A 12525-nucleotide genomic window follows, 5' to 3' on the forward strand; every position below is an offset into this window, starting at 1 on the left:
GTCAGCGGAGGGCGTCGGCGAGCATGAGGGCGGCGACGGCCAGCAAGACGGCCGCGAAGGTCCGCTGCAGGGCGGGGCCGGAGATCTTCGATGCGAGGCGTTTGCCGTCCCAGGCGCCGAGGATCGCCGCGCCCGTGAAGGGGGCGATGACTGCCCAGTGCAGCGGGGTGTGGGTGCCGGCCCGGGCGGTGAGCGCGGCGAGCGAGTTGACGGTGATGATCAGGAGACTGGTGCCGACCGCGGTGCGCATGCGCAGTCCGAGGACGGAGACTAGGGCGGGGACGGCGAGGAAGCCGCCGCCGACGCCGAGGAAGCCGGTGGCCGCGCCGAGTCCGGCGCCCGCTCCCGCGGCCCGTGCGGGCCGTGCGGGCCGGGGCTGCCGCTCGGTGGCCGGGGGTCTGAACATGGCGAGGGCGGCGAGGGCTGCGATCACGGCGAACGCGGCCGTCAGTACCGCTTCGGGGACGCGGGCGGAGAGGGTGGCGGTGGCGATGGCGGGTGGGATGCCGGCGGCGGCGAACAGGGCACCGGTCCTCCAGCGGACGTTGCCGGACGTGGCGTGGGTGTACAGGGCGGTGGCGGAGGTGGCGGTGACGATGACGAGGGAAGCGGTGGTCGCGGCGGCCGGGGTGAAGTCGAGGAGGTAGATCAGGGCGGGGACGGCCAGCACGCTGCCACCGCCGCCGAGTGCCCCGAGGGCCAGTCCTATGACGGCTCCGGCGGCGAGGGCGAGGAGGAGCGTGCTCACGCCGTCCGGCCGCTGCTTCCGCGTGCGTCGACGACCGGGAGTCCGGCCGAGGCCCAGGCGTTCATGCCGCCCTTGACGTCGACGGCCTGGGCGCCGCGGTCGGTCAGGAGTTCGGCGGCCTGCTGGGAGCGGTGTCCGGAGCGGCAGATCACCACCAGCGGCCGGTTCTCGGCGGCGGCGGGCAGGGCGGCGCCGGCCAGGAGGCGGGAGAGCGGGGCGTGGACGGCGCCGGGGGCGTGTCCGGCGTTCCACTCGACCTGTTCGCGCACGTCGAGGAGCACGGCGTGTCCGTCGGTGGTGCGCTGGTGGGCCTGGGTGGGGGTGACGCGGGCGCTGCCGCGGGCGGCGCCGCGGCGGAAGAAGGAGATCATGCGCCTTCCTTCCGGGTCGGTGGGGTGGGGTGGGGTCGGGGGCTGGGATCAGGGGGTGTGGCCGCCGCTGGTGAGGGGCAGGCCGGCTCGCGCCGCGGCGTCGAAGGAGTCGTCGACGGCGACGACATCGCGTCCGGCCGCGTCCAGGAGGGAGGCGGCGATGCCCGCGCGCATGCCTCCGGCGCAGTGGACCCATACGGTCCCTGCCGGGACGTCGGCCAGGCGGCGGTGGAGGTCGTGGACCGGGATGTGGGTGGATCCGGTGATGAACGCCGCGGCGCGCTCGGAGTCGCGGCGCACGTCGAGGACCACGGTGCCGGGTGTCTGCTCGGCGAGGTCGGCGAAGGTGGCGCGGGGGAAGGCGCGGGGGGTGTGGCCTTCGGGTATCCAGTCGGCGGGGGTCCCGGTGGCCGCGGCTGCGGGGCGGTCGATGCCGACGCGGACCAGTTCGCGCTGGGCGGCGGCGAGCTGGGCGGGTGAGTCGGCGAGCAGGGTGACGGGCTTGCCCCAGGGGATCATCCAGGCCAGGTAGGTGGCGATCTTCCCGTCGGCCTCGAAATTGAACGAGCCCGCGACGTGCCCGGCGGCGAACGCGATGCGGTTGCGCAGGTCGACGACCCATTCCCCGGCGGCCAGGCGGGCTGCGATGTCGGCGGCGTCGGTCAGGGGCGGAGCGGCGAGGTCGACCGGGGTGGGGCCGGCGGCGTTGGTCGGACCCATGTGCGCGTAGTAGGCGGGTACGTCGTCCAGGCCGGCCAGCAGGCCGGCGACGAAGGAGTCGACGTCCTTGACCAGGGCGTCGTTGGCGGTCTTCTCCTTGCCGATGGTGGTGGCGTCGCCCTCGGCCTGGGAGGAGGAGCAGAAGCTGCCGAACCCGTGGGTGGGCAGCACCGGCGTCTCGTCGGGGAGCTCGGCGGCCAGGCGGTGCGCGGAGGCGTGCTGGGCGCGGGCCAGCTGTGCGGTCAGGCGTGGTTCGACCAGGTCGGGGCGGCCCACCGAGCCGATCAGCAGCGAACCGCCGGTGAAGACCGCCGCGACCCGCCCGTCCTCCTGGAGGACGTAGGAGGTGTGGTGGGGGGTGTGGCCTGGGGTGGCCAGCGCCCGCAGCGTGATGCCGTCGTCGACGCCGACGGTGTCGCCGTCCGCGACCGGGGTGCGGGCGAAGGAGACGCGGGCGGCGGCCGGCACCAGGTAGGCGGCGCCGGTCAGGCGGGCCAGGTCCAGGCCGCCGGTGACGTAGTCGTTGTGGACGTGGGTCTCCACCACGTGGGAGATCCGCACGCCGCGCAGGGCTGCCGCCGAGAGGACCCGGTCGATGTCGCGCGGCGGGTCGACCACGACGGCGGTCGTGTCGCCGCCGGCGAGATAGCTGCGGTTTCCCAGGCCCTCGGTCTCGATGGTGTCGATGAAGAACACGCGGTTGCTCCTTTCGGCTGCTCTTTTACCCCCGGGGGTATGCATCGAGACTAGCACGGGTACCCCCGGGGGTATTTTTGACCGTGTGGGGGCACCCGCTCTCCCGCCCGGCGGCCACCAGTCTCCGGCCGCCGTACCCGACCCCGACGTGAAGGGATGGCGCCATGCGCTACGACCGCACCGTCCACCTCGACGCCGGCTTCGCCGACACCGTCGCCGCCGTCCGCGAGGCCCTGGCCGCTCAGGGCTTCGGCATCCTCACCGAGATCGACGTCACCGCCACCCTGAGGGCCAAGCTCGGCCACGCAATGGAGGACTACCTGATCCTGGGCGCCTGCAACCCGCCGCTGGCCCGGCAGGCCCTGGACGCCGACCGCACCATCGGGCTCCTGCTGCCCTGCAACGTCGTCGTCCGCGCCGACGGCGACCGCACCGTCGTTCAGGCCCTGGATCCCGCGGTCATGTCCACCCTGACCGGACTGCCCGCCCTGGAAGGCGTCGCCGAGGAGGCCACCCACCGCCTCGACGCCGCGCTGGCCTCCCTCCAACCCGGCCGCTGAGTCCCCGGACGTCGGCCAGGAGGCGCGGGTGAGGATGCCGGCTTCCCGGGGGCGGGTCAGGAGGAGGGCGCGGCTGGTGGGGTCGGGGTCGGGGAGTCGGGAGCGACAAGGCGATCGGGGCGGTCGGCGCCGCCCCGAACCCCCGGCCCCGCCCCGAACCCCCGGCCCCGCTACAGCCCGCCCGTGGGGCGCCGCGCCGCCACGAGCTTGTCGTAGGCGGCCAGAACGGTGCGGGACTGGTGTTCCACCTGGGTGGCCACCGGGATCCAGCGGGCCCCGAACCGGGCCGCGAACTCCTCGCACCACTCGGTGACCAGCCGCTCCAGCCCGGGGGCCGCCGGATGCCCCTCGGCGCGCAGGACCCGGAGCAGCATCGCGGCCGCACGCAGCGACAGCCGCCGCCCGAAGGCGTCGATGCTGGCGATGTACGCCGCCGTTGCCTCGGCGGGTGCGCCGGGGCCGGTCCATTCGCGGGTGATCCGGGGGACCAGCGCGAGCGTCCAGTCCACCGCGCGCAGCAGCGGGGCCGCGGCCGGGTCCCTGGGCCCGCCCGGTCCCTGCCGGTCCCGGCCCCGGGTCCGCTCGCGGGTGGCGCCGACGAGCGCGGCGTCCGCCGTGAGCCGCCCGGCCAGCATCCGCAGGGCGCGGCGCGGGTCGGGATGCGGCGTCGGATCGTCCACCAGGTCGGAGGCCCACATGGGGACTTCGACGATCGCGGTGGTGCCGCCGTACAGGTGCGCGTGATACCAGGTGCTCAGCCGGGTGTCCTCCGGGTGGAACGCCCCGGCGGCCTCGCTCCCCGGCTCCGGGATCACGAAGATCCCGGGCCCGGGGGAGGGCCAGCCGGCGGCGTCCGAGGCCCCGTTCTCCACCGGGATGTGCAGCTCCGCGGCCGACTTGCCGAACGGCTCCGCGAGGCCGGGTATGTCCCGGGTGAGCTGCACCCAGGAGCCGCCGAGGTCGGTGGCGTGCAGGGAGACCTGCAAGACCGGCCGCAGTTCGTCGATGAGCGCCAGCAGCGCCAGGGTCTCCGGCGGTAGCCGATCTCCGGGCAGGAGGGACGGCGCCCACTCGGGCTGTTCGGGTCCGGGCGGTCGGAAGAAGTGCCGGTGGTAGTCCAGCAGCGAGTACGGGCGGGGCGTGCGGTGCAGGTCCGCGCCGTCCGGGTCGGCGCAGAGCAGGAAGTGCCAGCCGCAGCCCGCCCGCGGCGCGGGGTCGCGCAGGACCCGGTGGGCGAGTGAGAGTGCCGTGGCGCCGCCGACGGGCTCGTTGGCGTGCGCTCCGGCGACGACGAGGACGTCGCGGGCGTCCCCTCGCGGCGGGCCGAGCGGGCCGGGGCCGTCCGTGCCGGCCGGGAGGTCAGGGGCGGCACGGCCCGCGGTGCCGCTCGGGCCGCCGTCCGCGGTGGCCCGAACCGTCGCCGCGACGGACAGCACCCAGATCGGCCGTCCGGCCCGCGAGGTGCCGGCCTGGCGGAGCCGAACCTCGCCGGGGTGTTCGTCCGCCAGAGCGCGGGCGGCCAGCCCGAGTTCATGCGGTGTGGGGTAGCACATGTCACGGAGGAGAGTCACAAGGGATGCCATGCCCGCCACGCCCGCCGCCTACTGCTGTGCGGGCCCCGCAGTTGCCCGGACTCCCCGGGAAACCCCTGGCCCAGCGGCTGCACGGGCATGCCCGGCGGGGCACCGCGCTCCTGTGCGGGCGCAGTCCGTGGCCCGCCGGGCTCAGGAAGGCATCGCCGACCGCCTGCGAGAGGGGCGGGTGCGCGTGCACGCCCGGCAAGGCGACCCCGCTCCGTGCCCGTCGTCACCCTCGGCGCAGCCTTCGAGGACCTCTTCCGGCCCCTCCTCGACAGCGTCCGGGCCGCGGCCGCCGCCGCATCCTCCGGAAACGGCTCCAGGAGCGATCCGGGGCCTGTTCGTCCGGTCAGTGGCCGTGGCGGGCCGTGCGGCACGGATACCAGGCGGCCCCGCGGGCGCCGGGCGGCGCCGCAGGGGTTCAGAGGCGGAGCCAGACGCCCACCGGACGATCGGACAGCAGCGCGGACACCTCGATCGTACTGCCGTGCAGTACGGGGGAGTTCGCTTCGCCGTGCGGCGGCAGGACCGGCGTCCACCTGCCGGGCGGCAGGTCCAGCCGGGTGTCGCGCCAGCCGCCCGAGGCCGCGAGCCGGTGGGACAGCCGGGTGGCCGCCACCAGCAGACCCGGGGCGCGGGTGAAGGCCACCAGGTGGTCGGCCGCCGGGCCACCGGCCGTGACGGGCGCGTAGCCGCGGAAGAGGTCCGGCCGGTCCCGGCGCAGCCGTAGCAGCGCTGCCGTGAGGGCCAGTTTCTCCTCGGCCGGGGCCTGCGGGGCGGCCCCCGCGTCCAGCCGTGCCAGCGCATCGCGGGGGAAGCGCGCCGGCCGCCGGTTGTCCGGGTCCACCAGGGCCCGGTACTCGGTCTCCGCGCCCTGGTAGACCTCCGGCACCCCCGGCATCGCCAGGTGCAGCAGCGCCATGCCGAGCAGGTTGGCGCGGGCCGCCTCCGCGAGCTGCGCCGGCAGGTCCAGCGGGGCCCGGGCGTACTCGGGGACGCCGGCCTCGTACTCCTCGTTCCGGTCGGTCCAGCTGGTGTGCAGGGCTGCTTCGCGGGCCCCCTTGAGCAGCGCGTCGGCCAGCCGCGGTACCGCCTCGGGCGTCCGGCCGAGCCCCAGAGCCGTCTGGCGGGCCACCCACGCCAGGTGGGGGTCCGGCGACGGGTCCGGCCCGCCCATCAGCTCCGGCGCCTGCGACAGCGCCGAGATCCGGGCCCTGACGTCCGCGCTGCGTTTGGTGTCGTGCGTGGACAGCACCGTGCCCGTATCCGGCCAGTCCCGCGCCAGCACGGCGCAGTACGCGTGGAACTCCTGGGGCGACACGGCCGGACACCCGGGCTCCCCGCCCACCTCGGTGGCCGACAGCAGCGGCGCGTACCGGTAGAAGGCCCGGTCCTCCAGGGACTTGGCGCGCAGGGCTGCCGAGGTCTGGGCGAACCGGGCGGCGAAGGCCGGGTCCCGTAGCAGCAGCTCCCGTACGCCGGCCACCGCGGCCGGACCGGCCAGCTCGGCCGCCGGCTCCACCGCTTGCGCCGGCAGCTCGCACTCGCCGGGATAGGGCCGGTAGACGGGGAAGGCGATCAGCAACTCGCGTACGGCCGGGGCGAGTTCCGCCCCGGCCCGGCGCTCCAGGGTCCTCAGCTCGGCGGCGAGGTCGCCGGTCAGCACCTCCCGCGCACAGGCCCGGGCGGTCTGCGGCCACGGGGGAAGACCGGTGGACCGCCCGTAGCGGGCGGCCAGTTCGGCGGCACCCCCCGGGTCGGTGAACACCCCGTCGACCCGGTGCAGCGCGTCGTAGCCGGTGGTGCCCGCCACCGGCCAGCCGGCCGGCAGACGCTCGTGGCGGGCCAGGATCTTCTCGACCACCACCCAGCAGTCGTCGCCGACAGCGGCCCGCAGCCGGCCCAGGTACTCCTCGGGGTGGGCCAGCCCGTCCACGTGGTCGATCCGCAGCCCCTGCGCGACCCCGTCCCGGACCAGCTCCAGGACCTTCGCGTGGGTGGCGGTGAACACCTCCGGATCCTCCACCCGGACCCCGATCAGCTCCGAGATCGTGAAGAACCGGCGGTAGTTGAGCGTGGTCGAGGTCTCCCGCCACCAGGTCGGCCGGTACCACTGAGCGGCCAGCAGCTCCGGCAGCGCCAGGCCCTCCGTCCCGGCCCGCAGCGGGAACTCCTGTTCCCCGTCACGCAGTGTCCCGCCGTCGACCCGCAGGTCGCGGGAGTCCACCGGTCCGGCGAGCAGGGGGAGTACCACCTGCCCGCCGCCGGCCTCCCAGTCGATGTCGAACCAGCGGGCGTAGGGCGAGCCCGGCCCGTCCCGCAGCACCTCCCACAGGGGCCGGTTGAGCCGCAGCGGCGTCGGCACCGCCATGTGGTTCGGCACGATGTCGAGGACCAGGCCGAGCCCGTGCTCCCGGGCGCGGCGGGCCAGGGCCCGCAGGCCGGGCTCGCCGCCCAGCTCGGCCCGTACCCGCGAGTGGTCGGTGACGTCGTACCCGTGGGCCGACCCGGGCACCGCCTCCAGGACGGGGGAGAGGTGCAGGTGCGACACGCCGAGCGAGGCGAGGTGCGGCACGGCCGCCTCGGCGGCCGCGAAGGTGAATTCCGGGCTCAGCTGGAGGCGGTACGTCGACGTCGGGGTAACGGGTTTCGGAACATCGGAATCCGATGCGGGGGGCGGGTGCGGCTGGCTCATGAGAACGTACGTACCCAACCTGCCGGATTCCGTGCCATGACCCAATGCATCCGAGTGACTGCGTCGGGTTAGTGTCGATCAAGTGGTCGGAACCGTCAGCACCTATCGAAGTGTCATCGCCCTGACCGGGCCCCTGCTCCCGCTCGTCTCTTTCCTCGCCCGCCTGCCCGTCGCGATGTCCCAGTTCGGAAGCTTCCTGCTGGTCGCCCAGACCAGCGGCTCCCTGGCCACCGCGGGCATCGTCGGAGGTGCGCTCTCCACCGGACAGGTCCTCTTCGGACCCGTCCTCGGCCGACTCGCCGACCGGCACGGACAGCGGCGCGTCGTCCTCGCCGCCGCCGCGGTCAACGCCGCCGCCACCGCCGCCCTGGTGGCCGGTGCGCTCACCCATCTCGCCACCCTCCCGCTCGCCGCGGTCGGCGCCCTCACCGGGGCCTCCGTGCCGCTGATCGGGCCCCTGGCCCGGACCCGTGCCGTCGCCCTGGCCCGCAGCGCCCAGGCGGACGAGGGCGTCACGGGCGCCGTGCACGCACTCGAAGGCACCCTGGACGAGGTCTCCTTCGTCTTCGGACCCGCCCTGGTCGGACTCGCCTCCCTGGTCGCCCATCCGGCCTTCGCCCTGGCGGGCGCGGCCTGCCTCGTCGCCGTCTTCGGCAGCGCCTTCGCCCTGCACCCGACCGCCGCCGCCACCGCCGGCTCCCCGGCGCGGGAACGGCGCACGGGAGGGCGGCGCCGGCCGCCCGCCGTGGTCCATGCCGTACGGGGCTCCCTCGCTCTCCAGGGCGTGATGTTCGGTGCGTGCCAGGCCGGCATCACCGCGCTCACCATCCGTCTCGGAGTTCCGGACCAGGCCGCCGTCGTCTACGCGGCGATGGGCATCGTCAGCGCCGCCGTCGGCCTCGCACTCGGCGCGCTGCCCGCCCGCTTCGGGCTGCGGCTGCGCTGGCGTGTGGCGACCGGCGCCGCCCTGGTGTTCTCGGCGCCTCTGCTGGTCACCGACGGCCTGTGGCCGCTGTACGCGGTCGTCACCGTGCTCGGAGCCGCCTATGCACCGCACCTGATCACCGCGTTCGCGCTGACCGAGCGCGCCGTGGAACCGGCCCGGCTCGCCACCGCGATGGCCTTCGCCGCCAGCAGCCTGGTCGCCGGGCAGGCCGTGGCCCTGGTCGTCGCCGGGCGCCTCGCCGAGCGGTACGGCCCCAGCGGGGCCTTCGCCGTGGCCGTGGGAGCCGCCGCGCTCTGCCTGGCCCTCGCCCTCGTCACCCGCGTGCCCGCCGCCCGTACGCACGGTGCACCGGCCGGCGAGCCGCCCGCGGAGCCGGCCGGCGGGCCGAACGGTGCACCGGCCGGCGGACCGGACGCCGAAACGGTCCGGCAGCCGGACCCGGACCCCGCCTACGCCGGCCGCTGAAGCACCACCAGGCACCGCCCCGTCAGCGCCACCCGGTCGCCGGCCGCGTACTGCGGCCCGGTGCCGGGTGGCAGTACGTCCGGCCGGGAGGTGTCCACCACCAGCCGCCACTGTGCGCCGTGCCCCGGCGGAACGGTGAACTCCTGCGGTTCCGGAGCCGCGTTGAACATCAGCAGGAACGAGTCGTCGGTGATCCGCTCCCCGCGGCTGCCCGGCTCGGAGATCGCCTCCCCGTTCAGGAACACCGTCAGCGCCCGCGCATGCTGCGCCTGCCAGTCGCGCGCCCGCATCTCCTCGCCGTGCGGGGTGAACCAGGCGATGTCGGAGAGCTCGTCGTGGGTGCCCTCCACCGGCCTCCCGTGGAAGAACCTGCGCCGCCGGAAGACCGGGTGGTCGCGGCGCAGCCACACCATGCGGCGGGTGAACTCCAGCAGCGACGGGGCCGGTTTGCCGGGCTCGGGCCAGTGCACCCACGCCAGTTCGTTGTCCTGGCAGTAGGCGTTGTTGTTGCCGCCCTGCGTGCGGCCGAACTCGTCGCCGTGGCTGAGCATCGGAACCCCCTGCGACAGCAGCAGGGTGGCGGTGAAGTTGCGCATCTGCCGTTCGCGCAGCGCCAGGACCTCAGGGTCCTCGGTCGGACCCTCGACCCCGCAGTTCCACGACCGGTTGTGGCTCTCGCCGTCCCGGTTGCCCTCCCGGTTCGCCTCGTTGTGCTTGTCGTTGTACGAGACGAGGTCGTTCAGCGTGAAGCCGTCGTGGCAGGTGGTGAAGTTGATGGACGCCAGCGGCCGCCGTCCGTCGTCCTGGTAGAGGTCCGAGGACCCCGTCAACCGCCCGGCGAACTCGGCGAGGGTGCGCGGCTGCCCGCGCCACAGGTCCCTGACGGTGTCCCGGTACTTGCCGTTCCACTCCGTCCACAGCGGCGGGAAGTTGCCCACCTGGTAGCCGCCCTCGCCGAGGTCCCACGGCTCCGCGATCAGCTTCACCTGGCTGACCACCGGGTCCTGCTGGACCAGGTCGAAGAACGACGACAGCCGGTCCACCTCGTGGAACTGGCGGGCCAGCGTCGCCGCGAGGTCGAATCGGAAGCCGTCCACGTGCATCTCGGTGACCCAGTAGCGCAGCGAGTCCATGATCAGCTGGAGCACGTGGGGGGAGCGCATCAGCAGCGAGTTCCCCGTGCCCGTGGTGTCCATGTAGTGCCGAGGATCGTCCGACAGCCGGTAGTAGGAAGCGTTGTCCAGACCCCGGAAGGACAGCGTCGGGCCCAGGTGGTTGCCTTCGGCGGTGTGGTTGTAGACCACGTCGAGGATCACCTCGATGCCCGCCTCGTGCAGGGCCCGCACGGCCGATTTGAACTCCAGCACCTGCTGGCCGCGGTCGCCCGAGGCGTAGCCGTTGTGCGGGGCGAAGAAGCCGATCGTGTTGTAGCCCCAGTAGTTGCTCAGCCCGTCGTTGACCAGCCGGTGGTCGTTGACGAACTGGTGCACCGGCATCAGCTCCAGCGCGGTCACCCCGAGCTTGGCGAGATGGCCGATGACCGCCGGGTGGGCGAGCGCCCCGTAGGTGCCGCGCAGTTCCTCGGGCAGGTCGGGATGACGCATGGTCAGGCCCTTGACGTGGGCCTCGTACAGCACGGTGTGGTGGTACTCGTGCCGCGGAGGGCGGTCGTTGGCCCAGTCGAAGTACGGGTTCACCACCACCGAGCTCATGGTGTGCGGGGCGGAGTCCAGGTCGTTGCGGGAGTCGGGGCGGCCGAAGTGGTAGCCGTACACCGCCTCGTTCCAGTCGACCCGCCCGCTGATCGCCCGCGCGTACGGGTCCAGCAGCAGCTTCGCCGCGTTGCAGCGCCGGCCGCGCTCGGGCTCGTAGGGGCCGTGCACGCGGAAGCCGTAGCGCTGCCCGGGCATGATGCCGGGCAGGTACGCGTGGCGCACGAAGGCGTCCGTCTCCCGCAGTTCGACGGCGGTCTCGGAACCGTCGTCGTGGAGGAGGCACAGCTCGATGCGCCGTGCGGCCTCTGAGTAGACCGCGAAGTTGGTCCCGGCGCCGTCGTACGTGGCGCCGAGGGGATACGCCTGTCCCGGCCAGACCTGCATAGACAACGACTCTTCCCTCGGTGTCGAAAGACGTCCCGGATGATCCGGCATGGACCGCGTCACTGCCAGATCTTCCCCGAAAGTGGGCCCTCACGCGCGGACTTGGCAGTGGTCCTGCCGGGTGACCCGCAGGCCTGATATGCGGGTCAGCGGACTGTCTGTGCATCGGATAATGGGTCAATGGACGGCCGTGGTGCGGGCCATCGGGCTGCATCGGGCCGCGCGCGCGGGATACCCTTCCGTGATCACTGGAGACGGGCGTCCAGACGCAGAAGGCGGTGCACGGGTGAGCTCGGGAGGTCTGGAGCTGCCCCCTGGTGACGGCAGTCACGAGGGTGGCCCGGCGGACGCCCCAGGCGGCGTCCCCGGCGGGACGCCGACGGAGGTCCCGGCAGGGGCGGTCTCCCTGGCGGGCGGACCGGCGGAGGCCGGGATCGCCCGGGCCGGCGCCGAACTGGACTGGGGTGCGGAGGCCTGGACCGAGGTCCGTACGCGGGCGCAGCGGGCCGGCCGGGCCTACATCTGGCTCAACCTGATCGAACAGCGGCTGCGGTCGGTGGTCGGCGCGGTGCTGAGGCCGATCTACGAACCGGTGCACGGCGGGGACGACTGGGTCGTCGCGGCCGCCGGCCCCGCCGGGCAGGAGTGGGTGCAGCGGGCCGTGGCCGTGCGCGAGGTCAGCCGCCGCAAGGGCTATCTGCTCGACTCCGCCGACGACAACGTGCTGAGCTTCCTGACCCTCCCGCAGCTGCGGGAGCTGATGGTCCAGCACTGGCCCTGCTTCGAGCCGTACTTCGACGACCGGCGCGAGATCGAGCTGGCCCTGGACGAGCTGGAGGTCACCCGCAACGTCGTCTCCCGCAACCGGGCACTGTCGCGGCCCGTGCTGGAGCAGGCCGAGCGGGCCTCGGCGCGGCTGCTGGAGGTGCTCGGCGGGGGCTCCGGCAGCCCCGCCGCGGACCGGCTGCCGATCGACGCCGTCGAGGACCTGGTGGGTGACCGGTACGCGGACGTGGTCTCGGTCCATCCGGACCGGGTCCGGCTCCAGCGCAACCTGCCGGCGGAGGACCTCTTCGGGGGCGCGCGGCGGCTCGACGGCATCGGGATAGGGCTCAACCTGCTGGTGCAGAACTTCTCGGGGCGAAGACTCGTCCGACTGACGGAGGCGGGCTGCCGGGTGCGCCTGCTGTTCCTGAACCCGGCGAGCAGCGCGGTCAAACGGCGCGAGCGGGAGCTGGGACTGCGCAAGGGCGAGCTGAGCCGCTCGGTCGAGATGAACATCCTGCACGTGCGGCGGGTCAGGGCGGGCCTGCGGGACCCCTCGCGCTTCGAGATCCACGTCTTCGACGAGACGCCGCGGTTCACCGCCTACCTGGTGGAGGGGCAGGCCTCGGGCATCGCGGTGGTCCAGTCATACCTGCGGCGGGCGCGCGGCATGGAATCGCCCGTCCTGGTGCTGCGCGGTGGCGGACGCGGGGTGCCCAAGGACGCGGACCACGGACTGTTCGCGACCTACCGGGAGGAGTTCGAGTCGATGTGGGAGGACTCCCGGCCGGTGTCGTGAGCACCTCCCGGGAGGGGGACGCCCGGCCTGTCAGTGGCCCGTGGCAGGCTGAAACCCGTTGACCGAAGACGTACGGGGGAGGGA

9 protein-coding genes are annotated in these 12525 nt (G+C 74.1%); 3 read left to right on the forward strand and 6 right to left on the reverse strand.

The genetic code is table 11. The features are described from left to right. Position 1: 1 nt before the first annotated feature. The 3 genes from R4Z63_RS25885 to R4Z63_RS25895 are packed head-to-tail and all read right to left on the reverse strand — an operon-like array spanning position 2 to position 2535. The gene (locus R4Z63_RS25885; RefSeq protein ID WP_384451298.1) at positions 2-748 is read right to left on the reverse strand and encodes a sulfite exporter TauE/SafE family protein; all 747 of its coding nucleotides are present in this window, start codon (positions 746-748) and stop codon (positions 2-4) included. Continuing rightward, on the reverse strand, positions 745-1119 hold the full coding sequence (locus R4Z63_RS25890) for a rhodanese-like domain-containing protein (RefSeq protein WP_037915363.1): 375 nt from the start codon (positions 1117-1119) through the stop codon (positions 745-747). The genes R4Z63_RS25885 and R4Z63_RS25890 overlap by 4 nt, the downstream gene beginning before the upstream one ends. 48 nt (positions 1120-1167) lie before the next feature. Next, positions 1168-2535: a rhodanese-like domain-containing protein gene (locus tag R4Z63_RS25895; RefSeq protein WP_384451295.1), complete on the reverse strand. Its 1368-nt coding sequence runs from the start codon at positions 2533-2535 to the stop codon at positions 1168-1170. A gap of 164 nt (positions 2536-2699) precedes the next feature. Between R4Z63_RS25895 and R4Z63_RS25900 the strand changes: the two genes are divergently transcribed. After that, positions 2700-3095, forward strand: coding sequence for a DUF302 domain-containing protein (locus R4Z63_RS25900; RefSeq protein WP_384451292.1), 396 nt, complete (start codon positions 2700-2702; stop codon positions 3093-3095). Between the two features lie 170 nt (positions 3096-3265). Here R4Z63_RS25900 and R4Z63_RS25905 read toward each other — a convergent pair whose 3' ends face one another. Both R4Z63_RS25905 and treY read right to left on the reverse strand, forming a co-directional pair. Continuing rightward, positions 3266-4666, reverse strand: a complete 1401-nt coding sequence (locus R4Z63_RS25905; protein WP_384580336.1) for a M14 family zinc carboxypeptidase — start codon at positions 4664-4666, stop codon at positions 3266-3268. A 427-nt stretch (positions 4667-5093) separates the two neighbouring features. Next, complete coding sequence (gene treY, locus R4Z63_RS25910; RefSeq protein WP_384451286.1) at positions 5094-7367, reverse strand: malto-oligosyltrehalose synthase; 2274 nt, start codon at positions 7365-7367, stop codon at positions 5094-5096. An 82-nt stretch (positions 7368-7449) separates the two neighbouring features. Here treY and R4Z63_RS25915 point away from each other — a divergent pair, with 82 nt between their 5' ends. Continuing rightward, entirely contained in the window at positions 7450-8778 is a 1329-nt protein-coding gene (locus R4Z63_RS25915; RefSeq protein ID WP_384451284.1) for an MFS transporter, read from the forward strand. Here the strand turns inward: R4Z63_RS25915 and glgX are convergent. After that, on the reverse strand, positions 8763-10877 hold the full coding sequence (glgX, locus tag R4Z63_RS25920) for a glycogen debranching protein GlgX (RefSeq protein ID WP_384451354.1): 2115 nt from the start codon (positions 10875-10877) through the stop codon (positions 8763-8765). The genes R4Z63_RS25915 and glgX overlap by 16 nt on opposite strands. Before the next feature lie 286 nt (positions 10878-11163). Here glgX and R4Z63_RS25925 point away from each other — a divergent pair, with 286 nt between their 5' ends. After that, positions 11164-12441 carry a DUF5919 domain-containing protein gene (locus R4Z63_RS25925; RefSeq protein ID WP_037915379.1) on the forward strand — a complete coding sequence of 426 codons (1278 nt, stop codon included), beginning with the start codon at positions 11164-11166 and terminating at the stop codon, positions 12439-12441. Positions 12442-12525 lie beyond the last annotated feature (84 nt).

The organism is Streptomyces sp. PL-29, from assembly GCF_058344425.1.

Coding starts and splice junctions, on each gene's coding strand:
- R4Z63_RS25890 (WP_037915363.1), bottom strand. CDS start 1,119: ATGATCTCCTTCTTCCGCCGCGGCGCCGCCCGCGGCAGCGCCCGCGTC.
- treY (WP_384451286.1), bottom strand. CDS start 7,367: ATGAGCCAGCCGCACCCGCCCCCCGCATCGGATTCCGATGTTCCGAAA.
- R4Z63_RS25900 (WP_384451292.1), top strand. CDS start 2,700: ATGCGCTACGACCGCACCGTCCACCTCGACGCCGGCTTCGCCGACACC.
- glgX (WP_384451354.1), bottom strand. CDS start 10,877: ATGCAGGTCTGGCCGGGACAGGCGTATCCCCTCGGCGCCACGTACGAC.